Consider the following 24,701-nt stretch of genomic DNA (forward strand, 5'->3'; position numbering starts at 1 on the left):
CGGACAACGTTATTCAGCGGCTACTGGCTCGCCACAAACCCGTGACCAGCCGCTTCAGGGGCTCCGTTTTCGTCATTCGGACGACCGCTTCGCTTTAGGAGATTGCTCGGCGTCGAGCGGCCCGCTTAGGCTGGCGGGCGTGGATGTCGAGCCGTTCGGGCGGTCGACCGGGCCCCTGGGCTGGCTGAAGAACACGAATCGCAACGAGAACATCATCGCGTTCCTGCGACGTACGCGGCGCGCGCTGCCCGGTGATCCGGAGTTCGGGGATCCCCTGTCGGCAGACGGGGTGGGTGGGCCGCGCGCCGCCGCCCGCGCCGCCGATCGGCTGCTCCAGCACAACGTCGCCACCCGCGAGGTGAGCCTCGGCGCGCTGCAAGTCTGGCAGGCCCTTACTGAGCGCGTGTCCGGAAAACCGGCCAACCGCGAGGCGACACTGGTCTTCACCGATCTCGTCGGCTTCTCGACGTGGTCGCTCGATGCGGGCGACGAGGCCACACTGCGGCTGCTGCGCCGCGTGTCCCAGGTGGCCGAGCCGCCCCTGTTGGAGGCCGGCGGGCAGATCGTCAAGCGCATGGGCGACGGCCTCATGGCGGTTTTCCGCGATCCGACGACGGCGGTGCGGGCCGCGATCGCCGCGCGCGACGGGGTGAAAAGCATTGACGTCGACGGGTTCACGCCGCGAATGCGGGTCGGTGTGCACACCGGCCATCCCCAGCGCATCGGGTCGGACTGGGTCGGAGTCGATGTCAACATCGCGGCCCGGGTGATGGGCCGCGCGACGCGCGGAGAGCTGGTGGTGTCGCAGACCACACTGGACCGCATCTCCGCCGAGGAGTTCGATTCGCTCGAAGTCGAGGCCAAACGACTCCGTCGGCAACTCTTCGCTGCGAAACACGACGGTGTCCCGGCCGATCTCGTCATGTATCGACTGAAGACTCTCAGTCACCCGCCGGACGCTGGCGACGACGAGGAGCGGCCCGCGACGGAATAGCGGGCTGCGGTGCGTGCGCCGGCCTCGGCACGCGTTCGAGGGCCATCGGCACATCGCCTATGATCGCCGGGTGGCTGATCGGCCCGCAGACCTGTCCGAAGAAGCGCTGACCGAGGCTGTCAGCGCTGCTCGGCGTGCGTTCGACGCGGCCGCCGACCTCGATGCGCTCGCGCGGGCGAAAACCGAGCATCTCGGCGACCGGTCTCCGATCGCGTTGGCGCGCCAGTCGCTTGGGTCGCTGGCCAAGGCCGAGCGGGCTGACGCGGGTAAACGGGTCAACGTCGCCAGCACACAGGCGCAGAGCGCGTACGACGAGCGGCTGGCGGCGCTGCGGGCAGAGCGCGACGCCGCGGTGCTGGTGGCCGAGCGTATCGATGTGACGCTGCCCTCGACCCGACAACCGGTCGGCGCCCGCCACCCGATCACGATTCTGGGCGAGCGCATCGCCGACACGTTCGTCGCGATGGGCTGGGAACTCGCCGAGGGACCCGAGGTCGAAACCGAGCAGTTCAACTTCGATGCGCTGAACTTCGCTCCCGACCATCCGGCGCGCAGCGAGCAGGACACCTTCCACATCGGCCCCGAGGGATCGCGGCAGGTGTTGCGCACCCACACCTCACCGGTGCAGATCCGCACGCTGCTAGAACGCGAGCCGCCGGTCTACATCGTTTCGATCGGGCGCACGTTTCGCACCGACGAACTCGACGCCACCCACACTCCGGTCTTCCATCAGGTCGAAGGCCTCGCGGTGGACAAAGGACTGACGATGGCCCATCTGCGCGGCACGCTGGATGCTTTCGCCCGCTCCGAGTTCGGTCCTCAGGCGCGCACACGGTTCCGTCCGCATTTCTTTCCGTTCACGGAACCGTCGGCCGAGGTCGATATCTGGTTCGAGAACAAGAAGGGCGGAGCCGGCTGGGTCGAATGGGGCGGTTGCGGCATGGTCAATCCGAACGTGCTGCGCGCCTGCGGGATCGATCCTGATGCCTACTCCGGCTTCGCGTTTGGCATGGGCCTGGAACGAACCCTGCAGTTCCGCAACGGAATTCCGGACATGCGCGACATGGTCGAAGGTGACGTGCGGTTCTCCCTGCCGTTCGGGGTCGGGGCCTGATGCGGCTGCCGTACAGCTGGCTGCGCGACGTCGTGCGGGCCGGCGCGCCGGGTTGGGACGTGAGCCCCGCCGACCTCGAAGAGACGTTGATCCGCATCGGCCATGAGGTCGAGGAGGTCATTCCGGTCGGCCCCGTCACGGGCCCGCTGACGGTGGGACGGGTGGCCGCCATCGAGGAGCTCACCGAGTTCAAGAAGCCCATCCGCGCCGTCAAGGTCGACGTCGGAGAAGCCGAGCCACGGGACATCGTCTGCGGTGCAACGAACTTCGTCGTCGGCGATCTGGTCGTGGTGGCACTGCCCGGTACGGTGCTGCCCGGCGACTTCACCATCGCCAGCCGCAAGACCTATGGCCGGATCTCCGACGGGATGATCTGCTCGACGGCCGAAATGAATCTGGGCACCGACCATTCGGGCATCCTCGTGCTACCTGCCGACACCGCCGAACCGGGTCACCCCGCCGCCGATCTCCTCGGCCTCGACGACGTCGTCTTCCACCTGGCCATCACACCGGACCGGGGCTACTGCCTGTCGGTGCGCGGGCTGGCCCGCGAGGTCGCCACCGCCTACGACCTCGATTACGTCGACCCCGCCGACGTTGCCCCGTTACCGGCCGACGGCGAGGCGCTGCCCGTGTCGATCGACCCGGGCACCGGCGTCCAGCGGTTCGGACTACGCCCGGTGACCGGCATCGATGCCGGCGCCGTCTCACCGTGGTGGCTGCAGCGACGGCTTCTGTTGTCCGGCATCCGGGCCATCTCTCCCGCGGTGGACGTCACCAACTACGTGATGCTCGAGCTCGGCCACCCGATGCACGCCCACGACCGCAGCCTGATCACCGGCGGATTCCGCGTGCGCTTCGCCGAACCGGGGGAGACCGTGGTCACCCTCGACGATGTCGAACGCCGCCTCGACACGGCCGATGTGCTGATCGTCGACGACGAAGCGACCGCCGCGATCGGCGGCGTTATGGGCGCGGGCACCACCGAGGTGCGCGAGACGACCACCGACGTACTGCTGGAGGCCGCCGTGTGGGACCCGGCCGCCGTCTCGCGCACACAGCGGCGGCTGCGCCTGTACAGCGAGGCGGGTCGGCGCTACGAACGCAGCGTCGATCCGGCCATCTCGGTCGCCGCGCTGGACCGCTGCGCCGCGCTGCTCGCCGAGATCGCCAACGGCACGGTCGAACCCACGCTGACCGACTGGCGCGGCGAACCGCCCAGAGACGACTGGTCGCACCCGCCCGTCACGATGGCGGCCGACCTGCCCGACCGCACCGCCGGTGTCGACTACGCACCGGGCACCGCAGAACGGCGGCTCACCCAGATCGGCGCACGGGTCGTCGCCGCCGAGGGCACGCTCACCGTCACGCCGCCGAGTTGGCGGCCCGATCTGCGTCAACCCGCCGACCTCGTCGAAGAGGTGCTGCGTCTCGAGGATCTGGAGACCATTCCGTCGGTGTTGCCGCTGGCCCCGGCCGGCCGCGGGCTGACTCCGGTGCAGAGGCGACGGCGTGCGATCGGTAAGTCGTTGGGACTCAACGGGTATGTGGAGATCCTGCCCACGCCGTTTCTGCCGGCGGGCGTGTTCGACCAGTGGGGCCTGCCCGCCGACGACCCCCGCCGTACCACGACCAACGTGCTCAACCCGCTGGATTCCGACCGCCCGCGGTTGGCCACCACCCTGCTGCCGGGACTATTGGAGGCACTGAGCCGCAACGTGTCTCGCGGAACCGTGGACGTCGGTTTGTTCGCGATCCAGCAGGTCGTCCAACCGACGCCGGACACCCGTTCCCTCGAACGGATACCGACCGACCGGCGGCCCAGCGACGACGAGATCGCCGCGCTGAACGCGTCGCTGCCGCGACAGCCCCAGCACGTCGCCCTGGTGGTGGCCGGGTTGCGCGAACCCGCAGGCCCATGGGGTCCGGGTCGCGCGGTGCAGCCCGGCGACGTGTTCGAGGCGGTGCAGGTGATCGCTCGCGCCGCCGGTGTCGAGCTGAGCCTGCGCGCCGCTCAGCGCCTGCCGTGGCATCCGGGGCGCTGCGCCGAAGTGGTGCTGGGCGACCGGCAGGGCGGAACCGTCGTCGGCCACGCCGGTGAACTGCACCCGGCGGTCGTCGAGCGGTCGGGTCTGCCCAAGCGCACCTGTGCCCTCGAACTGGATCTGGACGCCATACCCATCGTCGAGCGACTTCCGGCTCCGAGGGTGTCGCCGTTTCCCGCCGTGTTTCAGGACATCAGCCTGGTCGTCGACGAGGACGTCGCCGCGGCCGCCGTGGTCGAGGCGGTGCGGGCGGGCGCGGGGCCGCTGCTGGAGGACGTGCGGCTGTTCGACGTCTACACCGGCCCGCAGGTCGGCGAGGGCCGCAAATCGCTGGCGTTCGCGCTGCGGTTCCGTGCCGCCGATCGCACGCTCACCGAGGACGAGGCCAGCGCGGCACGCGAAGCGGCCGTGCAGGCCGCGACGGAGCGCATCGGCGCCGAGCAACGCCGCTGATATTAATGAATTTGCATAGGTATGCATAAACATGCAGAATTGCCTGCATGGTTTCAGTTGCGGTAGCGGGCGCCAGCGGATACGCCGGCGGTGAGATCCTACGCCTGCTTCTCGGACATCCCGCTTATGCCGACGGCCGGCTGACGATCGGCGCGCTGACCGCAGCGGCGAGTGCGGGCACCGCGCTGGCCGAGCACCATCCGCACCTGTTGCCGCTGGCCAACCGCGTGCTGGAGGCCACCGACAAAGAGGTGCTGCGGGGACACGATGTGGTGTTTCTGGGGTTACCGCACGGGCATTCCGCTCAGCTGGCCGAACAGCTCGGCGGTGACACGCTGATCGTGGACTGCGGCGCCGATTTCCGGCTCGCCGACGCCGCGGCCTGGCAGCGGTTCTACGGCTCCGAGCACGCCGGTACCTGGCCCTACGGGCTGCCGGAGCTACCGGGTGCGCGCGACCGGCTGCGCGGTGCGAAGCGGATCGCGGTGCCCGGGTGCTATCCGACCGCGGCCCTGCTGGCGCTGTGGCCCGCGGTGGCAGAAGACCTCATCGAGCCGGCCGTGACCGTGGTGTCGGTCAGCGGCGCGTCGGGGGCGGGCCGGGCCGCCAAACCCGATCTGCTGGGCGCCGAGGTGATCGGCTCGGCACGCGCGTACAACATCGGCGGTAAGCACCGGCACACACCGGAGATCGCCCAGGGGCTGCGCGCGGTCGGCAACAAGGACGTGACCGTGTCGTTCACGCCGGTGCTCATACCGACCTCTCGCGGCATCCTGGCCACCTGCACCGCACGCACCGACGCCTCGCTTCCGGAGATCCGCGCCGCCTACGAAAAGGCCTACGACGCCGAACCGTTCGTCCACGTGCTGCCGGAAGGGCAACTGCCGAAGACGGGTTCGGTGCTGGGCAGCAACGCCGCCCAGCTGGCCGTCGCCCTGGACGAGGATGCGAAGACGTTGATCGTCGTCGCCGCGATCGACAACCTCGTCAAAGGCACCGGCGGTGCCGCGGTGCAGTCGATGAACCTGGCGCTGGGCTGGCCCGAGACCGAGGGGCTTTCGATCGTGGGCATGGCACCGTGACTTCCGGCACCCGGCTGCTTCGCACCCAGGGCGTCACGGCCCCCGAAGGCTTCCGCGCGACCGGAATCGCCGCAGGCATCAAAGCATCCGGCGCGCTGGACCTGGCGTTGGTGTTCAACGAGGGCCCCGACTACGCCGCTGCGGGGGTGTTCACCCGCAATCAGGTCAAGGCCGCGCCGGTGCTGTGGAGCCGCCAAGTGCTCACCACCGGCCGCCTGCGCGCGGTGATCCTGAACTCCGGCGGCGCCAACGCCTGCACCGGGCCGCAGGGCTTCCAGGACACCCACGCCACCGCCGAGGCGGTCGCGGCGGCGTTGAGCGACTGGGGCACCGAAACCGGCGCGATCGAGGTCGCGGTCTGTTCGACCGGGCTGATCGGCGACCGGCTGCCGATGGACAAAGTGCTGCCCGGCGTCACCGAGATCGTGCACGAACTGTCGGGTGGACTCCACGGCGGCGAAGAGGCCGCGCGGGCCATCATGACCACCGACACCGTGCCCAAGCAGGTCGCGCTGCACCACGCCGACAACTGGACCGTCGGCGGAATGGCCAAGGGCGCAGGCATGATCGCCCCGTCGCTGGCCACCATGTTGTGCGTGCTCACCACCGACGCGGTCGCCGATTCCGCCGCACTCGACGAGGCGCTGCGCAAGGCCACCTCGCTCACCTTCGACCGCCTCGACGTCGACGGCAGCTGTTCGACCAACGACTCGGTATTGCTTCTGTCGTCCGGCGCCAGCGCGGTCAAGCCCAGCCAGAGCGAACTCGACGAGGCGATCCTGAGGGTGTGCGACGACCTGTGCCAGCAGTTGCAGGCCGACGCCGAGGGTGTGACGAAACGGATCGTCGTCACGGTGGCCGGTGCGGCTTCCGAGGACGACGCACTGCTCGGCGCCCGCATCGTCGCGCGGGACAGCCTGGTCAAGACCGCGCTGTTCGGCTCGGACCCGAACTGGGGCCGGGTGCTGGCAGCCATCGGCATGGCGCCGTTCAAGGTGGATCCGGAGCGGGTCACCGTGTCCTTCAATGGGTTTGCGGTCTGGCGGGACGGGGCGCCGCAACCGGGTTCACGCGACGTGGATCTCTCCGGTGCCGACATCACCGTCACCATCGACCTCGGCGACGGGGCGGCCCAGGCCTCCGTCCGCACCACCGACCTGTCGCACGGTTACGTCGAAGAGAACTCGGCGTACAGCTCATGAGCGTCGAAACCCCGATCAAGGCAAAGGTTCTGGCCGAAGCGCTGGAGTGGCTCAAACAGCTGCACGGCAAGACCGTCGTGATCAAGTACGGCGGCAACGCGATGACCGACGACGTGCTCAAGGCCGCGTTCGCCGCCGACATGGTCTTCCTGCGCAACTGCGGCGTCCATCCCGTCGTCGTGCACGGCGGCGGTCCACAGATCAGCGCGATGCTCAAACGCCTCGGCATTCAAGGCGATTTCAAGGGCGGGTTCCGGGTCACCACACCCGAGGTGCTGGACGTGGCGCGCATGGTGCTTTTCGGTCAGGTCGGCCGGGAACTGGTCGGGCTGATCAACGCCCACGGCCCGTACGCGGTCGGGGTCACCGGCGAGGACGCCCAGTTGTTCACCGCGGTGCGGCGCAGCGTGACCGTCGACGGTGTGGCCACCGACATCGGCCTGGTCGGCGACGTCGAGAGGGTCAACGCCGAATCGCTGCTGGATCTCATTGCCGCGGGTCGGATTCCGGTGGTGTCGACCATCGCCCCCGACATCGGCGGGGTGGTGCACAACATCAACGCCGACACGGCGGCCGCCGCGCTGGCCGAGGCGTTGGGCGCCGAGAAACTGCTGATGCTCACCGATGTCGAGGGCCTGTACACGAATTGGCCCGACCGCGGCTCGCTGGTCAGCGAGATCGACTCCGCCGCACTGACGCAAATGCTGCCGACACTGGAGGCCGGGATGGTGCCCAAGATCGAGGCGTGTCTGCGCGCGGTGGCCGGTGGTGTGCCGAGCGCACATGTCATCGACGGCCGCGTCGAGCACTGCGTGCTGGTCGAACTGCTCACCGACGAGGGGACGGGGACGAAAGTGGTGCGGTCATGACCCTGCTTGAGCGGTGGCAGACCGTGATGATGAACAACTACGGCACCCCGCCGCTGGCGTTGTCCAGCGGTGACGGCGCGGTGGTCACCGACGTCGACGGCAAGACCTATGTCGATCTGCTCGGCGGCATCGCGGTCAACATCCTGGGCCACCGACATCCCGCGGTCATCGAAGCCGTCACCGCTCAGCTCAACACGCTGGGCCACACGTCGAACCTGTATGCGACCGAACCCGGTGTCGCGCTGGCCGAAGCGCTGGTCGGGCTGCTCGGAGCGGGCCCGGCCGCGCCGGCCAAGGTGTTCTTCTGCAACTCCGGCACCGAAGCCAACGAAGTCGCTTTCAAGATCACACGACTCACTGGGCGCACGAAACTGGTTGCGGCGCAAGGCGCTTTCCACGGTCGCACCATGGGCTCTCTTGCCCTCACCGGTCAGCCGTCCAAGCAGGCGCCGTTCGCGCCGCTGCCGGGTGAGGTGACCCATGTGCCCTACGGCGACATCGATGCGCTGCGAGCCGCCGTCGACGACGAAACCGCCGCGGTGTTCCTCGAGCCGATCATGGGCGAGGGCGGGGTCGTGGTTCCGCCCGCCGGCTACCTCGTCGCCGCCCGCGAGATCACTGCGCAGCACAACGCACTGCTGGTGCTCGACGAGGTGCAGACCGGAATGGGCCGCACCGGAGCGTTTTTCGCGCATCAGCACGACGGGATCACTCCGGATGTCGTAACCCTGGCCAAGGGCCTCGGCGGCGGGTTGCCGATCGGCGCATGCATCGCGACGGGCGCCACCGCGGAGCTGTTGACGCCCGGATTGCACGGCAGCACGTTCGGCGGCAACCCTGTCTGCACCGCCGCCGCGCTGGCGGTGCTGCGGGTGCTGGCCGACGACGATCTGATCAGCCGCGCCGACGTGCTCGGCAAAACGCTGTCGGCGGGCATCGAGGCCACTGGGCATCCGTTGATCGACCACGTCCGCGGCCGTGGCCTGCTGCTCGGTGTCGTGCTGACCGCCGAAGCCGCCAAAGCCGTCGAGGCCGCGGCCCGCGACGCCGGCTTCCTCGTCAACGCCGCGGCTCCCGACGTGGTCCGGCTGGCCCCGCCGCTGGTGATCAGCGAGGCTCAGGTCGACGACTTCCTCGCCGCGCTTCCCGCCGTCCTCGACATGGGCCTCGAAAAGGGCGCAACCTCATGACCGCAACCATCCGGCACTTCCTGCGTGACGACGATCTGAGCCCCGCCGAACAGGCCGAGGTGCTCGCTCTGGCAGCCGAATTGAAGGCCCAGCCGTTCAGCCGTCGCCCTCTGGAGGGCCCGAGCGGCGTGGCGGTGATCTTCGACAAGAACTCCACGCGGACCCGGTTCTCGTTCGAGCTGGGCGTTGCCCAACTCGGTGGCCACGCCGTCGTGGTCGACGGCCGCAGCACTCAGCTGGGTCGAGACGAGACACTGGAGGACACCGGCCGGGTGCTCTCGCGCTACGTCAAGGCGATCGTGTGGCGCACCTTTGCCCAGGACCGGCTGACCGCGATGGCGGCGGGTGCGAGTGTGCCGATCGTCAACGCGCTGTCCGACGAGTTCCACCCGTGCCAGGTGCTGGCCGATCTGCAGACGCTCGCCGAGCGCAAAGGCAGGCTGTCGGGCTTGCGGATGACCTACCTCGGCGACGGCGCCAACAACATGGCGCACTCGCTGATGCTGGGCGGCGTCACCGCGGGTGTGAATGTGACGATCGCGGCACCGGACGGCTTCCACCCGCATCCGGACTTCGTCGACGCCGCGCAGAAACGGGCTTCGGAGACCGGTGCGACGGTCACCGCGACCGATGATGCGAACGCAGCCGCCGACGGCGCCGACGTCCTGGTCACCGACACGTGGACGTCGATGGGTCAGGAGAACGACGGCCTGGACCGGGTAGGGCCGTTCCGGCCGTACCAGGTCAACGAAGCCCTGCTAGGCCGTGCCGACGCCGATGCGGTTGTGCTGCACTGCCTTCCGGCGCACCGCGGTGAAGAAATCACCGACGAGGTGATCGACGGCGCGCAGAGCGCGGTGTGGGATGAAGCCGAGAACCGCCTGCACGCGCAGAAGGCGCTGCTGGTGTGGCTGCTGGAGCGGGCGGGAGCCGGGCAGTGACGTCGGCGGCGACTCGTGCCGGGCGGCAGGCCCGCATCGTGGCGATCCTGTCGTCGCGGTCGGTGCACAGCCAGACCGAGCTGGCCGCCCTGCTGGCCGAGGAGGGCATCGAGGTCACGCAGGCCACGCTGTCGCGCGATCTGGAAGAACTCGGCGCGGTGAAACTGCGCGGTGCCGACGGCGGCGTCGGCGTGTACATCGTCCCCGAGGACGGCAGCCCGGTGCGCGGCGTTTCCGGTGGCACCGAGCGGATGTCGCGGCTGCTGGCCGAACTGCTCGTGTCGACCGACTCCAGCGGCAACCTGGCCATCCTGCGCACCCCGCCCGGGGCGGCGCACTACCTTGCCAGCGCGATGGACCGCGCGGCACTTCCGTTCGTCGTCGGTACCGTCGCCGGTGACGACACCATCCTGGTGGTCGCGCGTGAGCCGATGACCGGCGCCGAACTGGCAACGAAACTCGAGAGCATTAGACAAAAGGAGACCTGCTGATGTCCGAACGCGTCATCCTGGCATATTCCGGTGGCCTGGACACCTCGGTGGCGATCAGCTGGATCGGCAAGGAGACCGGGCGCGAGGTCGTCGCTGTCGCAATCGATCTCGGCCAAGGCGGCGAGGACATGGAGGTTGTGCGCAAGCGCGCCATCGACTGCGGCGCCGTGGAAGCCGTCGTCGTCGACGCCAAGGACGAGTTCGCCGACGAGTACTGCCTGCCCGCGATCCAGTCGAACGCGCTGTACATGGACCGCTACCCGCTGGTCTCGGCGCTGAGCCGACCGCTGATCGTCAAGCATCTCGTGGCCGCGGCGCGCGAACACGGCGGCGGCACCGTCGCGCACGGCTGCACCGGCAAGGGCAACGACCAGGTCCGCTTCGAGGTCGGGTTCGCTTCGCTGGCACCGGATCTCAAGGTGCTGGCGCCGGTGCGTGACTACGCGTGGACACGGGAGAAGGCGATCGCGTTCGCCGAGGAGAACGCGATCCCGATCAACGTCACCAAGCGTTCGCCGTTCTCGATCGACCAGAACGTCTGGGGTCGCGCGGTGGAGACCGGCTTCCTCGAGCATCTGTGGAACGCCCCGACCAAGGACGTCTACGACTACACCGAGGATCCGACGGTCAACTGGAGCACACCCGACGAGGTCATCATCGGTTTCGAGCGTGGCGTGCCGGTGTCGATCGATGGCCGCCCGGTGACGGTGCTGCAGGCGATCGAGGAGTTGAACCGCCGGGCCGGTGAACAGGGTGTCGGCAGGCTCGATGTGGTCGAGGACCGGCTGGTCGGCATCAAGAGCCGCGAGATCTACGAGGCGCCGGGCGCGATGGTGTTGATCACCGCGCACACCGAACTCGAGCATGTCACCTTGGAGCGGGAACTCGGCCGGTTCAAGCGCCACACCGACCAGAAGTGGGGGGAGCTGGTCTACGACGGGCTTTGGTATTCCCCGCTGAAGACGGCGCTGGAGTCTTTCGTCGCCAAGACCCAGGAGCACGTGACCGGAGAGATCCGGCTGGTGCTGCACGGCGGACACATCGCGGTGAACGGCCGTCGCAGCGCCGAGTCGCTCTACGACTTCAACCTTGCCACCTACGACGAGGGCGATACGTTCGACCAGTCGGCGGCCCGCGGTTTCGTGCAGATCCACGGTCTGTCGTCGAGCATCGCCGCCCGCCGGGACCTCGATACGTGATGCCCTCCGATCCACTACCGCGAGCGACCGTGTCTGTACGGCGACACACCGGGTTCGGGCGTACAAACGCGGTCACTCGCGGGAAGTGAGGGTCCTGAGATGAGCACGAACGAAGGTTCGCTGTGGGGCGGACGGTTCGCCGACGGACCGTCCGACGCGCTCGCGGCCCTGTCGAGGTCGACGCACTTCGACTGGGTGCTCGCTCCCTACGACATCCGGGCATCCAAAGCGCACGCGCAGGTGCTGCACGGCGCCGGGTTGCTGACCGACGATCAGCGCGACGGGCTGCTCGCGGGCCTCGACAGCCTGGCTGCCGATGTCACCGACGGCAGCTTCGGACCCTTGGTGACGGACGAAGACGTGCACGGCGCCCTCGAGCGCGGCCTGATCGATCGGGTCGGCGCGGAACTCGGTGGGCGGTTGCGGGCGGGCCGGTCGCGAAACGATCAGGTGGCCACGCTGTTCCGGATGTGGTTGCGCGACGCGATCAGGCGCGTCGCCGACGGCGCTCTGCAGGTCGTCGACGCGTTGGCCGCCCAGGCGGCCGCCCACCCGACCGCGATCATGCCGGGCAAGACGCATCTGCAGTCCGCGCAACCCGTGCTTCTCGCGCATCACCTACTGGCGCATGCGCATCCGTTGCTGCGCGACGTCGACCGGCTGGCCGACTTCGACAAGCGGGCTGCGGTGTCGCCCTATGGGTCCGGCGCGCTGGCCGGGTCGTCCCTGGGCTTGAATCCCGACGCGATCGCCGAGGATCTCGGCTTCGACACCGCCGCCGACAATTCGATCGATGCCACCGCATCGCGGGACTTCGCCGCGGAGGCGGCATTTGTGTTCTCGATGATCGGCGTCGATCTGTCCCGGTTGGCCGAGGACATCATCTTATGGAGCACAACCGAATTCGGCTACGTCACCCTTCACGACGCCTGGTCGACCGGTAGCTCCATCATGCCGCAGAAGAAGAACCCCGACATCGCCGAACTCGCTCGCGGCAAGTCCGGCCGGTTGATCGGCAACCTCACCGGGCTGCTGGCGACGCTCAAAGCTCAACCGTTGGCCTATAACCGGGACCTGCAGGAGGACAAGGAACCGGTGTTCGACTCCGTCGCCCAGCTCGAACTCCTGCTGCCGGCCATGGCGGGGCTGGTCGCGACGTTGCGCTTCGACGTCGACCGGATGACCGAGCTCGCGCCGCTCGGCTACACCCTGGCCACCGACGTCGCCGAATGGCTTGTGCGCAGGGGAGTGCCGTTCCGGGTAGCGCATGAGGCCGCGGGTGCCGCGGTGCGCGCGGCCGAAGCGCGCGGCATCGGGCTGGAAGAACTCGAGGACGCCGAACTCGCGGCAATCCATCCCGAACTCACCCCGCAGGTGCGTGAGGTCCTGACCATCGAGGGATCGGTGGACTCCCGCGACGCCCGCGGCGGCACCGCACCGACGCAGGTCGCCCGGCAGCTCGGTGCCGTGCGCGAAACCGCTGAGCGGCTGCGGCTACGGTTGAGGAGATGACCGAACGCGTCGAGTTCAGCTCCGGTGCGACGACTCTGGTGGGCCACCTCTATGACGGCGGCCAGGACGAACCCCGGCCCTGTGTGGTGCTGTGCCAGGGCTTCGGCGGCACGCAGGACACCCCGGCGTTGACGGCGAACGCGCGGAGTTTCGCCGCCGCCGGTTACGCGGCCCTCACGTTCGACTACCGCAACTTCGGTGAAAGCCATGGTGAGCCTAGGCAATTGGTGGACATCGGCGGTCAACTCGACGACATCGCCGCTGCGGTCACGTTCGCCCGCGGCCGCAGCGGTATCGACCCCGACCGCATCGTGTTGTGGGGCAGCTCGCTCGGTGGCGGCCACGTGGTCACGGCGGCGGCACGGGATCCACGGATCGCGGCCGTGATCGCCCAGATCCCGTTCAACGGATTCCCCAAGGAGGTCGAGGGCCGGTCGACGGCGGCCACGCTGCGGCTGCTGTGGGCGATGACCACCGACACCGTGCGCGGCGCTCTGGGTGCATCGCCCGCTTACATCAAAGCGATCGGGGATCCGGGTGAGCTCGCGGTCATTGCCAGTTCCGAGGCACACCAGACCATCGAGGGCATGCAGAGCGCGACGTGGCGCAACGAGGTCGCACCGCGAGCGCTGTTCGCGATGATGCGCTACAAACCCGGCAACCACGCACCGCACGTGTCTGCGGCCGTGCTGGTGTGCGTCGGCAAGCGAGACAAGGAAACTCAGGAGGCCGATGCGGCACGACTGGCCGAACTCGCGCCCCGAGGTGAGCTAAAGAGCTACGACCTCGCCCATTTCGACTTCTACCGCGACGACGTCCGCCAGCGCGTGATTGCGGATCAGATCGCATTCCTGCGCCGGGTCCTCGGTTAGCCGCCCGGCATCAGTCGTCGTCGTTGCAGATGCTGACCTCGAGACGACCGTCGTCGACCTCGATTTCCAGGTCGAGGTCCTCAGCTCCTCTGCGGAACGAGATCTCGACCTCCTCGGGTTCCTGATCGTCGACCTGATGCGTCCAACCCTCCGCCGGGGTCACCGACTCGAGGGTGAGGCGACCGTCAGCGAACGTGACGACTGCTGACCCCGCGTCGTACACCTGGTAGCGACCATCCGGGGCGGGTTCGAGGCGGACGCATTGGTTGCGGCCGGCCGGGCGGGGGCGGCGACTCCCGTCTGCGGCGCCGCGGGCGGCGGTGTGTTCTGGGTCGGCGTGGCCTGCGGACTGCTCGAGGGCGAGGCGGACTCCGTGACGGTCACCGTGGACTGGGGTTCGGCGCCCGAGCCGCACCCCGGCAGGAGCAGAGCGACCCCGGCGAGCGCGGTGGCACCGGTCGATCTGGTTGCCATGCTCCCAGGCTACGGCGTCAGCCGCCTGCGGCGGCCAGCCACGCTTCTTCGAGAGATTCCTTGCGATTCAACAGCTCCTGGAGCTCGGCGTTGAGCTCGCCCAACCGGACATGGTCCGCGGCGGCCTCCGCCATCAACTCGTGGAGTGCGGCGATGCGCGACTCCAGCTTTTCCAGCTGCCCCTCGATGCGTGCCATCTCCTTGCCGGTGCGGCGCTCCCGCGCCGACGCCGTTTCGCCTTGCGAACCCGCCGCCGCTGCACTCGCCGTCGATGCAGGTGCTGGTGATGCGGCCGCCGCGCGGTCCGCCAGGTACTGCTCGATTCCGCCCGGCAACAGCTCGCAGCGGCCACCACCCGTCAGCGCGTAGGTGACATCGGAGACCCGTTCGAGGAAGTAGCGATCGTGGGTGACGGCGATCAGCGTGCCCGGCCAGCCGTCGAGGTAATCCTCGATGACGGTCAACGTGTCGATATCGAGGTCGTTTGTCGGCTCGTCGAGCAGGAGCACGTTCGGTTCATCAAGCAACAGCCGCAGAAACTGCAACCTGCGCCGTTCACCACCTGAGAGCTCTGACACCCGCGTCGTCAGCTTGTCGCCGGTGAACCCGAAGTCCCGCAGCAACGTGTCGGCGCTGATCTCGCCGCCGCCGGCCAGTTGGGTGATTCTTCGCCGATCCTCGACCGCGTCCAGCACCCGGTCGGCGCCGTCGAGTTCGGCCAGGGCCTGGCTGAGGTAACCGATCCGCAGCGTCGCGCCCCGCTTGATCGTGCCCGCCGTCGGCGCCAGCTCACCTGCCAGCAGTCGCAGCACCGACGTTTTGCCGGTGCCGTTGACGCCGACCAGCCCGATGCGCGCGCCGGGGCCGATCGACCAGTCGACCTGGTCCAACACGACGGTGTCGCCCACCTCGAGCCGCACCCGGTGCAGGTCGAACACGTCCTTGCCCAGCCGGTTGGTGGCGAACCGCTGTAGAACCAGGGAGTCCCGCGGCGGCGGTTCGTTGGCGATCAACTCGTTGGCGGCCTGGATGCGGAACTTCGGTTTCGACGTCCGCGCCGGCGGCCCGCGCCGCAGCCATGCCAGCTCCTTGCGCATGAGGTTCTGCCTGCGCGCCTCGGCGCCGGCCGCCAGCCGCATCCGCTCGGCCCGCGCGAGCACGTAGGCCGCGTAACCGCCTTCGTAGCCCTCTACCTTCCCTTTTCCGCTACCGGCATGCACCTCCCACGTCCTGGTGCACACCGCATCGAGGAACCAGCGGTCGTGGCTGACCACCACCAGTGCCTTGGCCCGGCGCCGATTGAGGTGTGCGGCCAGCCATCCGATCACCTCGACGTCGAGGTGGTTGGTCGGCTCGTCGAGCACGAGGACGTCATGACCGGCGATCAGCACTGCAGCCAGCGCCACCCGGCGCCGCTCGCCGCCCGAGAGCGGGCCGACCGCACTGTCGAGGGAGACGTCGGCCAACAAATGCGAGACGACGTCGCGGGTCTCGGGTTCGGCCGCCCAGACGTGATCGGGACGGCCACCGACGATCACGTCGCGCACGGTGGACTCGGCGGCGAAGTCGTCACTCTGCCGCAGATAGCCCACCGACAACCCCGAGGTGTGGGTCACCCGGCCCGAATCCGGCTCGCGGGTGAGCGTCAAGATCTGCAGCAGCGTGGTCTTACCGTCGCCGTTGCGTCCGACCACGCCGATCGCGTCACCGTCGTCAATGCCCAGGCTGATCGCATCGAGGAGCGTGCGGGTGCCGTAGCCGACGGTCACGCGCTCGACATTGATCAGGTTCGCCATCAGCCGCCGATGATAGGTCGGCCCTGCCGGCCGGGCCCCTGTGCCATGATGACGTCGGTCGATTCGGGGGTCTATGGCGGCCAGAAGGGGAGCGTGCGGCGTGGATCTGTCGGCGATAACCAAGCCGGTCGGACGACTGGTGGCGACCGCCCAGAACGGGCTGGAAGTGCTGCGCTACGGCGGCCTGGAGACCGGCGCCGTACCCTCGCCGTTCCAGATCATCCAGAGCGTCCCGATGTACCGGTTGCGGCGCTATTTCCCGCCCGACACGAGGCCGGGAGCGAAGCAACCCGGCCCACCCGTGCTGATGGTGCACCCGATGATGATGTCCGCCGACATGTGGGACGTCACCCGCGACGACGGGGCCGTCGGCATCCTGCACAACGCGGGCATCGACCCGTGGGTCATCGACTTCGGCTCGCCCGACAAGGTTGAAGGCGGCATGGAGCGCACACTGGCCGACCACGTCGTGGCGCTGAGTGAGGCTATCGACACCGTCAAAGAGGTCACCGGTCGCGACGTGCACCTGGCCGGCTACTCGCAGGGCGGGATGTTCGCCTACCAGGTCGCGGCCTACCGCCGGTCGAAGGATCTGGCGAGCATCATCGCGTTCGGCTCGCCGGTCGACACCCTGGCCGCGCTACCGATGAACCTGCCCGCCAGCGTCGCGCCCGTGGCCGCCGATTTCATGGCCGACCACGTGTTCAGCCGGATCGACATCCCGGGCTGGCTGGCCCGCACCGGCTTCCAGATGCTCGATCCGATCAAGACCGCCCAGTCGCGCCTCGACTTCCTGCGCCAACTACACGATCGCGAGGCCCTGTTGCCCCGCGAGCAACAACGCCGGTTCCTGGCCTCCGAGGGCTGGATCGCGTGGTCGGGCCCCGCCATCGCCGAGTTGCTGAAACAGTTCATCGCGCACAACCGGATGATGAGCGGTGGCTTCTCGATTCACGGTGACCTTGTCACGCTGTCGGATATCGAGTGCCCGGTGCTGGCCGTGGTCGGCGAAGTCGACGATATCGGCCAGCCGGCTTCGGTGCGCGGTATCAAGCGCGCCGCCCCGAAGGCCGACGTGTACGAATTCCTCATTCGCGCAGGCCATTTCGGGCTTGTCGTCGGTTCGAAGGCGTCCAGCCAGACGTGGCCGGCGGTGGCGCAGTGGGTCAAGTGGCTCGACGGCACCGGCGAGCGGCCCGAAGGCGTCAACCCGATGGCGCTGCAGCAAGCCGAACCCAACGAGACCGGCGTCTCGATCAGCTCGCGCCTGGCGCACGGCACGGCCGCGGCGACCGAGATGGCATGGACCCTGGCCCGCTCGGCTGCCGATGCCGTGGTGAGCGCCAACAAGTCGGCCAGAGCCCTGGCCGTCGAGACGGCCCGCACGCTGCCGCGCCTGGCCCGGCTCGGCCAGATCAACGAGCACACGCGGATCTCGTTCGGCCGCATCATGTCCGAGCAGGCCCGCGACTTCCCGCGCGGTGACTGCCTGCTGTTCGACGGCCGAGTCCACACCTACGAAGCCGTGGACCGGCGCATCAACAACGTCGTCCGAGGCCTCATCGAGGTCGGGGTACGCCAAGGCACGCGCGTCGGCGTCCTGATGGAGACCAGGCCCAGCGCGCTGGTGGCGATCGCCGCGCTCTCGCGACTGGGCGCGGTGGCGGTGCTCATGCCGCCCGACGTCGATCTGCCCACCGCTGCCCGGCTCGGCTCGGTGTCCGACATCATCACCGACCCCAGCAACCTCGAAGCCGCCCGGCGACTCGATATGCGTGTGCTGGTGCTCGGCGGCGGTGAGGCACGCGACCTCGACGTTCCCGAGGACAGCGACGTCATCGACATGGAGAAGATCGACCCGGAAGCGGTCGACCTGCCCGGGTGGTACCGGCCGAACCCCGGTCTGGCCCGCGACCTCGCCTTCATCGGTTTCAGCTCGATCAGCGGCGACCTGGTCGCTCGCCAGATCACCAACGCTCGGTGGGCGATCTCAGCGTTCGGCACCGCGTCGGCGGCCAATCTCAGCCGCAGCGACACGGTCTACTGCCTGACGCCGCTACACCACCAGTCCGCTCTGCTGGTGGCGATCGGCGGCGCCACCGTCGGCGGCTCGCGGATCGCGCTGTCGCGCAGCCTGCGGCCGGACCGATTCCTCAACGAGCTTCGCCAGTACGGCGTCACGGTCGTCAGCTACACGTGGGCAATGCTGCGCGACGTCATCGACGACCCGTCGTTCGCGCTGCACGGCAGCCACCCGGTTCGGCTGTTCATCGGTTCGGGCATGCCGACCGGACTGTGGAAGCGGGTGGTCGAGATCTTCCAACCCGCCCACGTCGTCGAGTTCTTCGCGACCACCGACGGACAAGCCGTGCTGGCCAACGTGTCCGGCGCGAAGATCGGCAGCAAGGGTCGCCCGCTGCCGGGTGCACGCGAACTGGCGCTGGCGGCCTACGACCCAGCCGAGGACCTGATTCTGGAGGACGACCAGGGCTTCGTCCGCCGTGCCGAGACCAACGAGGTTGGTGTGCTGCTCGCCCGACCACGCGGGCCGGTCGACCCGACTGCCCCGATCAAGCGGGGCGTTTTCGCCCCGGCCGACACCTGGGTGTCCACGGAGTACCTGTTCCGCCGCGACGACGACGGCGACTACTGGCTTGTCGACAGCCGCGGACTGGTCATCCAGACCGACCGTGGCTGCGTCTACTCATCGACCGTCAACGATGCGGTCGGCTGCCTCGGCGCGGTCGACCTCGCGGTCACCTACGGCGTGCAAGCCAACGGACGCCAGCTGGCCATCACGGCGTTGGAGTTGCAGCCCGGCGGCAGCATTCCGTCCGCGGACCTGACCGAGGCCCTCGCGGACCTGGCGGTCGGCGAACCACCCGACATCGTCCACGTGGTGCCGGGGATGGCGCTCAGCGCGTCATACCGGCCGCTGGTCAGACCGCTGCAAGCGGAAGGCGTTCCGAAGCCGTCGCGTAACGCGTGGTACCTCGACCCCGATACGAATCGGTACAAGCGGCTGACCGTGGCGGTCCGTTCCGAGATCGCCGAAGGCCAGTAGCGAAGGTCGGTCATGACGACCTGCCGGCGGGGCCGAGTGCTGTTAGGCTCCCGCTGGCGGCAAGTCGGCAGCCTGGCGACCGTGCCACCGAGCTGGAGGATTGATGACATCGCGAACCGGTAGCCCACGCGACATCTGGCGCCGCCTCGTCATCGGCGGTATGGCCGGAGGCGTGTTGACAGTCGGTGTGCTCACCGCTGTCGCGGGTCCGACCGCGGTGGCGCAGCCCGCCGAGCCGACCGTTCAGACCGAGGCGCCCGAGCCGCAAGCCGATGGCCCGAAGACACCGTGCACCGGCGATGACTGCAACAGGGCCGAGGAGACCGCACCGAAGGTCAACGCTGACCAGGTGCTGCAGATGATCCACGAGGAGTACCGGCAGGGCGACGGCGGCGGTCAGGTCTCTGTGCTGATCGACGACGCCGTGAAGCTGCGCAGGCTGGGCTTCCGACCGTCCAACGCGAACGCCACCGCGCTCAAGGAAGCCCTCGAGGACCGGCCGAATCAGACGCCGCTCGTCGAAGCGCTCAAGGAAACGATCACCCACCAGCGCAAGATGCAGGCGCGCGCCGCGCAGCAGGCCACTGCCGGCGGCGGATCGATTGCCGGGATTCCCGTCACGCCCGCCGTCCCCGTCCCGGCCGGCTGATCGCCGTGGCCCTCGACGAGAAACTGCTCGACATCCTGGTATGCCCGCAGGACCGGGGCTCCTTGCTGCTCATCGGCGACGAATTCCTCTACAACCCGCGGCTGCGCCGGGCGTATCGCATCGACGACGGCATCCCGGTGCTGTTGATCGACGAGGCCGTCGACATCACCGATGACGCCGAGCATCAGCGGATGCTGGATCGCGCATCAGGTGAACCCGGGTAGCTCTCCGGTGAGGTAGCGCTGCAGGTTCGGGGCAATGGTGTCGACGACTTGGTCCACCGGCAGCGATTTGAACGGCTCGAGTTCGAGGATGTAGCGGGCCATCACCACGCCCACCAGTTGCGAGGCGACGAACTGCACGCGGACCGGTCCGCTGCCCGGGGGATCGTCGACGCGCGAACCGACTTCTCTTGCGATCACCTCCTGCAGGAACGACCGCACCAACGAGGTGTCGTTGCTGGCGATGATCGACCGCAGCGCCGCGATGAAACCCTTACCCAGTTCCGAATCCCACAGCGGCAGCAGAAGGGACGGCAGCGTGCGGCCGATCTCCTCGACGGGGACCTGCTGTAGCGGGCCAATGACCTGCATGGGATCGATCGGAATGTGAATCGCCGCGGCGAACAGCTGGGTCTTGGTTCCGAAATAGTGATGTACCAGCGCGGGGTCGACGCCCGCCGCCGCGGCGATCGCGCGTATCGAGGTCTTGTCGATACCGTTGCGCGCGAACAACTCCCGCGCACTGTTCAGGATCCGTTCGCGGGTATCGGACGGCCCGGGTGGGCGTCCCGGCCGTTTACGTTCGGCGTTGGTGGTCAACGTAGTCACGGTGTCCTTCGTCGTAGCGTGGCCGCGGCCAGGCAGAGGGAGACGACCGCGAAGCCGATGACGACCGCGACGTCGCGCACCACGGTGAACGTCGGCTCTGCGTATGCCCCGACCTGTTGCAGCGCCTCCAGAGCGTAACTTGCCGGCATCACGTTGCTGATCCACTGCAGCCACTCCGGCAGCATGGCGCGCGGCACGATGATCCCGCACAGCAGAAGTTGGGGGACGATCACCACGGGCATGAACTGCACGGCCTGAAATTCGGTGCGCGCGAACGCGCTACACAACAATCCCAACCCGACTCCGAGGACGGCGTTGATGATCGCGATCGTGAAGACCCACACCGAGCTTCCTTCGGTGTGCAGGCCGAAGAACGCGTAGGAGACGACGCACGCGATCGTCGCCTGAGCTGCGGCGGCAAGCGAGAACGCGGTGCCGTACGCCGCGAGCAGGTCGAGCCTGCGCAGGGGAGTGGTCAGGATCCGCTCCAATGTGCCCGAAACCCGTTCCCGCTGCATCGTTATCGATGTGATCAGAAACATCACCACCAGCGGGAACAGACCGAGCATGATCAGGCAGGCGGTGTTAAACGGACTCGGTGCGCCGGGCGGGTGCGGGGAATTCTGAAACATGAAGTACATCAGGGCGATGACTGCGCTCGGCACGATCAGGATCATCGCGACACTGCGGTGATCGGTGGCGAGTTGGCGCAGGATGCGCCCGGTGGTGGCCAGGTACGCCTGCGGACTCAGGCGGCTCCGGCTGCGCTGGCTGCGGTGCTGTGCTTGATGACGGAGAGAAACGCTTCCTCCAGTGACTGACATCTCGTGTCCTCTCGTAGTTTCGCGGGCGTGGTGTGGGCGAGCACCCGGCCTTCACGCATGAGCAGCAGGTCGCCGCAGTGATCGGCCTCGTCCATCACATGGCTGGAGACCAGGAGAGTGGTCCCTTGGCGGGACAGCTGCTGAAAATGGGTCCACAACTCCACGCGCAGGACGGGATCGAGTCCCACGGTGGGTTCGTCGAGCACCAGCAGATCGGGATGCGAGACCAACGCACACGCCAGCGAGACCCGCGTGCGTTGGCCGCCGGAAAGGTTGGCCCCCAACGCTGTTCTGTGGTCGTTGAGCCCTACGGCGGTTACGGCGTCGTCGGCGGAGTCGGCGCCGGTGCCGTACAGCGAAGCGAAGTAGCGAACGTTGTCGATGACCCGTAGGTCGTCGTAGATCGTGGGGTTCTGGGTGACATAGCCGACCCGGTGGCGGAGGCCAGCCGAGCCGGCCGGTTTCCCGAGCACCGTCACCGTGCCGGAACTGACGATCTGGGTGCCGACAACGCTTCGCATCAGCGTCGTCTTGCCGCAGCCGGATGGTCCGAGCAGGCCCGTGATCGTGCCGGGGGCGACGGACACCGTGACGTCATCGACCGCCAGGCGATTACCGCGGATGACCCGCAGATTCTTGATCTCAACAGCCGGAGAAACACGCTGCTCGAATAATTCATCAGACGATGAAATCATCATGTGATGAAATATCCTCGCGCTGCGTCGTTGTGTCAAGAGCCTCCGTAGGATCGCCATCGATGAATCGAAAAGGCCCCGGTCGACGGTGACCACTGAACTCTTGTCGGTCGACCCGCTGACCGCTGCCCATCGTCTGCTCGGCGCCGACCTCACCTGCCGCGGGGTCAGCGCAATGATCGTCGAGGTCGAGGCCTACGGCGGGCCACCGGACGGACCGTGGCCCGACGCCGCCGCCCATTCGTACCGCGGACCCGGAGCGCGCAATCGCGTGATGTTCGGCCCGCCGGGGCGGCTGTACACCTATCGCAGCCACGGCGTCCACGTCTGCGCGAACGTCGTGTGCGCGACCGACGGCGTGGCAGGTGCCGTGCTGCTCAGGGCCGCCGCCATCGAGGCGGGTTTGAGTGCCGCATACGCCCGCCGCGGAGAGTCGGTCCGCCCCGCCGCGCTGGCTCGAGGGCCGGGCAACCTGTGCTCGGCACTGGGAATCACGATGGAAGACAACGGGATCGACATCTTTGACCCCGACAGCCCGATCCAGTTGACGCTGGGGGAGCGGCATGTGTCCGCCGAGGGGCCGCGCGTCGGCGTGAGCAAGGCCGCCGACCGTCCCTGGCGATTCTGGCTGGAAGGTCGGCCCGAGGTGTCGGCGTATCGGCGGAGCCCGCGGGCACCGGCTCCCGGAGAAAGCGACTAGTACGGAAAGATCGCACGCATGGGTACGTCGATCCTCGACGAATTGGAGTGGCGCGGGCTGATCGCGCAATCCACCGACCGTGACGCGCTGGCCGAAGCACTTGGGGCCGGACCGGTCACCGTCTACTCGGGCTTTGACCCGACCGCTCCGAGCCTGCATGCGGGCCATCTCATCCCACTGCTGACACTGCGCCGCTTCCAGCAGGCGGGCCATCGACCCATCGTTCTAGCAGGCGGTGCGACCGGCATGATCGGTGACCCCCGCGATGCCGGGGAGCGCACGCTGAACACCGCCGACACCGTCGCGGAATGGGCGGACCGTATCCGCGGGCAGCTCGAGCGCTTCGTCGAGTTCGACGACACCGACACCGGGGCGGTCGTCGAGAACAACCTGTCGTGGACCGGTCCGCTGTCGGCGATCGAGTTCCTGCGCGACGTCGGCAAGTACTTCTCTGTCAACGTCATGCTCGACCGCGACACGGTCCGGCGCCGCCTCGAGGGCGAGGGCATCTCCTACACCGAGTTCAGCTACATGCTGCTGCAGGCCAACGACTATGTGGAGCTGCATCGGCGCTACGACTGTTCTCTGCAGATCGGCGGTTCCGATCAGTGGGGCAACATCATTGCCGGCGTCCGGCTGGTCCGCCAGAAGGACGGAGCCACGGTGCACGCTCTGACCACCCCGTTGGTGACCGACTCCGAAGGCAAGAAGTTCGGTAAGTCGACCGGAGGCGGCAGCCTGTGGCTGGACCCCGAGATGACTAGCCCGTACGCCTGGTACCAGTACTTCATCAACACCGCCGACGCGGACGTCGTCCGCTATTTGCGTTGGTTCACGTTCCTGTCGCCCGAGGAGTTGACCGAGCTGGAACAGGCGACCGCGGAGCGGGCCCACGAACGTGCCGCGCAGCGACGCCTGGCGCGCGAGCTCACCACCTTGGTGCACGGAGAAGCCGCGACGCAGTCCGTCGAGCACGCCAGCCAGGCCCTTTTCGGCCGGGCCGAGCTGGCAGAGCTGGACGAGCCGACGCTGGGTGCCGCGCTGCGCGAGGCCGCCGTGGCTCAGCTGAAGCCCGGCGGGCCCGACACCATCGTCGACCTGCTCGTGGCCAGTGGGCTCTCGCCGAGCAAGGGTGCGGCCAGGCGCACCGTCGCCGAAGGCGGCGTCTACGTCAACAACGCCCGGGTCGATAGCGAAGACTGGGTTCCACAGCCCACTGACTTCCTGCATCAGCGATGGCTGGTGCTGCGTCGCGGTAAGCGCAACATCGCCGGCATCGAACGGGTGGCTTGAGGACCCGAGCGAGGCGGGAACAATAACGCGGGGGGAAGCGTTGAACCCCATCGGTAGGAGCCAACGCACTCCGGTGCGCGCGACGGGTATCGATCTGAAAAACCCGTTCTATCAGGCCATTTGACTCCTACTTTTCCCTCACGTAACTTATGGACTCGTCGCTGCGACACGGGCCAAGCCCGAAGAGCGCGGCGACTCCCAGAGGGAAATCCCACTTCGGTGGGTTCCTGAGCGTCCGCACTACGAGTACGCGGCTTCAAAGCCGCGGACTAGTGGCGCGGTCGTGCGGGTGTGTTGTTTGAGAACTCAATAGTGTGTTTGGTGGTTTTTGTTTGTTGTTGTTTTTTGCCATGCCCTGTTTTCCCGTTTGTGGGTGTGGTGTTTTTTGATGCCAGTTTTTGGTGTCTGTTTG

The 24,701-nt window shown here is 68.1% G+C and carries 23 protein-coding genes; 17 read left to right on the plus strand and 6 right to left on the minus strand.

The features are described from left to right. Positions 1-139 precede the first annotated feature (139 nt). The 12 genes from CEX87_RS08750 to CEX87_RS08805 all read left to right on the plus strand — a co-directional run bounded on the left by CEX87_RS08750 (position 140) and on the right by CEX87_RS08805 (position 13,964). Complete coding sequence (locus CEX87_RS08750) at positions 140-994, plus strand: adenylate/guanylate cyclase domain-containing protein (RefSeq protein WP_233151318.1); 855 nt, start codon at positions 140-142, stop codon at positions 992-994. Positions 995-1,064: 70 nt separating this feature from the next. After that, a complete protein-coding gene (gene pheS / locus CEX87_RS08755) occupies positions 1,065-2,108 on the plus strand; it encodes a phenylalanine--tRNA ligase subunit alpha (RefSeq protein ID WP_094286728.1) in 1,044 nt (347 codons plus the stop codon). After that, entirely contained in the window at positions 2,108-4,606 is a 2,499-nt protein-coding gene (gene pheT, locus CEX87_RS08760; RefSeq protein WP_094286730.1) for a phenylalanine--tRNA ligase subunit beta, read from the plus strand. The genes pheS and pheT overlap by 1 nt, the downstream gene beginning before the upstream one ends. Positions 4,607-4,653: 47 nt before the next feature. Continuing rightward, the gene (gene argC / locus CEX87_RS08765; RefSeq protein ID WP_064419740.1) at positions 4,654-5,688 is read left to right on the plus strand and encodes an N-acetyl-gamma-glutamyl-phosphate reductase; all 1,035 of its coding nucleotides are present in this window, start codon (positions 4,654-4,656) and stop codon (positions 5,686-5,688) included. After that, positions 5,685-6,890 (plus strand): bifunctional glutamate N-acetyltransferase/amino-acid acetyltransferase ArgJ, encoded by a 1,206-nt coding sequence (gene argJ, locus CEX87_RS08770; protein WP_094286732.1) that lies wholly within the window; start codon positions 5,685-5,687, stop codon positions 6,888-6,890. The genes argC and argJ overlap by 4 nt, the downstream gene beginning before the upstream one ends. Then, positions 6,887-7,759, plus strand: a complete 873-nt coding sequence (argB, locus tag CEX87_RS08775; RefSeq protein WP_066808918.1) for an acetylglutamate kinase — start codon at positions 6,887-6,889, stop codon at positions 7,757-7,759. Before argJ ends, argB begins: the two co-directional genes overlap by 4 nt. After that, entirely contained in the window at positions 7,756-8,949 is a 1,194-nt protein-coding gene (locus CEX87_RS08780; RefSeq protein WP_094286734.1) for an acetylornithine transaminase, read from the plus strand. Before argB ends, CEX87_RS08780 begins: the two co-directional genes overlap by 4 nt. Continuing rightward, on the plus strand, positions 8,946-9,890 hold the full coding sequence (gene argF / locus CEX87_RS08785) for an ornithine carbamoyltransferase (protein WP_094286736.1): 945 nt from the start codon (positions 8,946-8,948) through the stop codon (positions 9,888-9,890). Before CEX87_RS08780 ends, argF begins: the two co-directional genes overlap by 4 nt. Next, complete coding sequence (locus tag CEX87_RS08790; protein ID WP_197505904.1) at positions 9,857-10,381, plus strand: arginine repressor; 525 nt, start codon at positions 9,857-9,859, stop codon at positions 10,379-10,381. Before argF ends, CEX87_RS08790 begins: the two co-directional genes overlap by 34 nt. Continuing rightward, positions 10,381-11,580: an argininosuccinate synthase gene (locus CEX87_RS08795; protein ID WP_064395663.1), complete on the plus strand. Its 1,200-nt coding sequence runs from the start codon at positions 10,381-10,383 to the stop codon at positions 11,578-11,580. Before CEX87_RS08790 ends, CEX87_RS08795 begins: the two co-directional genes overlap by 1 nt. Before the next feature lie 99 nt (positions 11,581-11,679). Beyond that, a complete protein-coding gene (gene argH / locus CEX87_RS08800; RefSeq protein ID WP_064395662.1) occupies positions 11,680-13,092 on the plus strand; it encodes an argininosuccinate lyase in 1,413 nt (470 codons plus the stop codon). Next, positions 13,089-13,964: an alpha/beta hydrolase gene (locus tag CEX87_RS08805; protein ID WP_064395661.1), complete on the plus strand. Its 876-nt coding sequence runs from the start codon at positions 13,089-13,091 to the stop codon at positions 13,962-13,964. The genes argH and CEX87_RS08805 overlap by 4 nt, the downstream gene beginning before the upstream one ends. A gap of 10 nt (positions 13,965-13,974) precedes the next feature. Here CEX87_RS08805 and CEX87_RS27195 read toward each other — a convergent pair whose 3' ends face one another. Genes CEX87_RS27195 through CEX87_RS08815 form a run of 3 tightly spaced genes read right to left on the minus strand, consistent with a single transcriptional unit; the run spans position 13,975 to position 16,234 of the window. After that, the gene (locus tag CEX87_RS27195) at positions 13,975-14,127 is read right to left on the minus strand and encodes a hypothetical protein (protein ID WP_158220760.1); all 153 of its coding nucleotides are present in this window, start codon (positions 14,125-14,127) and stop codon (positions 13,975-13,977) included. Next, positions 14,124-14,438, minus strand: a complete 315-nt coding sequence (locus CEX87_RS27070; protein ID WP_142301076.1) for a hypothetical protein — start codon at positions 14,436-14,438, stop codon at positions 14,124-14,126. Before CEX87_RS27070 ends, CEX87_RS27195 begins: the two co-directional genes overlap by 4 nt. A gap of 17 nt (positions 14,439-14,455) precedes the next feature. Beyond that, positions 14,456-16,234 (minus strand): ABC-F family ATP-binding cassette domain-containing protein, encoded by a 1,779-nt coding sequence (locus CEX87_RS08815; RefSeq protein ID WP_094286740.1) that lies wholly within the window; start codon positions 16,232-16,234, stop codon positions 14,456-14,458. Positions 16,235-16,334: 100 nt separating this feature from the next. On the opposite strand from CEX87_RS08815, the gene CEX87_RS08820 reads away from it, so the two are divergent. The 3 genes from CEX87_RS08820 to CEX87_RS08830 all read left to right on the plus strand — a co-directional run bounded on the left by CEX87_RS08820 (position 16,335) and on the right by CEX87_RS08830 (position 20,171). Next, positions 16,335-19,298: an acyl-CoA synthetase gene (locus CEX87_RS08820; protein WP_064419731.1), complete on the plus strand. Its 2,964-nt coding sequence runs from the start codon at positions 16,335-16,337 to the stop codon at positions 19,296-19,298. 103 nt (positions 19,299-19,401) lie between these two features. After that, positions 19,402-19,947 carry a hypothetical protein gene (locus tag CEX87_RS08825; RefSeq protein WP_064395657.1) on the plus strand — a complete coding sequence of 182 codons (546 nt, stop codon included), beginning with the start codon at positions 19,402-19,404 and terminating at the stop codon, positions 19,945-19,947. Next, positions 19,947-20,171 carry a Trm112 family protein gene (locus tag CEX87_RS08830; protein ID WP_174522812.1) on the plus strand — a complete coding sequence of 75 codons (225 nt, stop codon included), beginning with the start codon at positions 19,947-19,949 and terminating at the stop codon, positions 20,169-20,171. The genes CEX87_RS08825 and CEX87_RS08830 overlap by 1 nt, the downstream gene beginning before the upstream one ends. On the opposite strand, the gene CEX87_RS08835 is transcribed toward CEX87_RS08830, so the two are convergent. From CEX87_RS08835 to CEX87_RS08845, 3 genes are read right to left on the minus strand one after another with little or no spacing between them, the layout of a single operon-like run. Further along, positions 20,154-20,768, minus strand: a complete 615-nt coding sequence (locus CEX87_RS08835) for a TetR/AcrR family transcriptional regulator (RefSeq protein ID WP_198957188.1) — start codon at positions 20,766-20,768, stop codon at positions 20,154-20,156. The two genes, CEX87_RS08830 and CEX87_RS08835, sit on opposite strands and share 18 nt — an antisense overlap. 5 nt (positions 20,769-20,773) lie before the next feature. Continuing rightward, complete coding sequence (locus CEX87_RS08840) at positions 20,774-21,601, minus strand: ABC transporter permease (protein WP_094286744.1); 828 nt, start codon at positions 21,599-21,601, stop codon at positions 20,774-20,776. Beyond that, positions 21,526-22,299: an ABC transporter ATP-binding protein gene (locus CEX87_RS08845; RefSeq protein WP_094286792.1), complete on the minus strand. Its 774-nt coding sequence runs from the start codon at positions 22,297-22,299 to the stop codon at positions 21,526-21,528. Before CEX87_RS08845 ends, CEX87_RS08840 begins: the two co-directional genes overlap by 76 nt. A gap of 85 nt (positions 22,300-22,384) precedes the next feature. On the opposite strand from CEX87_RS08845, the gene CEX87_RS08850 reads away from it, so the two are divergent. Together CEX87_RS08850 and tyrS are read left to right on the plus strand one after the other, a co-directional pair. Beyond that, positions 22,385-22,996, plus strand: coding sequence for a DNA-3-methyladenine glycosylase (locus CEX87_RS08850; RefSeq protein WP_064419728.1), 612 nt, complete (start codon positions 22,385-22,387; stop codon positions 22,994-22,996). 18 nt (positions 22,997-23,014) lie between these two features. Further along, positions 23,015-24,289, plus strand: coding sequence for a tyrosine--tRNA ligase (tyrS, locus tag CEX87_RS08855; protein ID WP_094286746.1), 1,275 nt, complete (start codon positions 23,015-23,017; stop codon positions 24,287-24,289). Positions 24,290-24,701: the final 412 nt, after the last annotated feature.

The organism is Mycobacterium lehmannii (genome assembly GCF_002245535.1).
Lineage (GTDB): Bacteria > Actinomycetota > Actinomycetes > Mycobacteriales > Mycobacteriaceae > Mycobacterium > Mycobacterium lehmannii.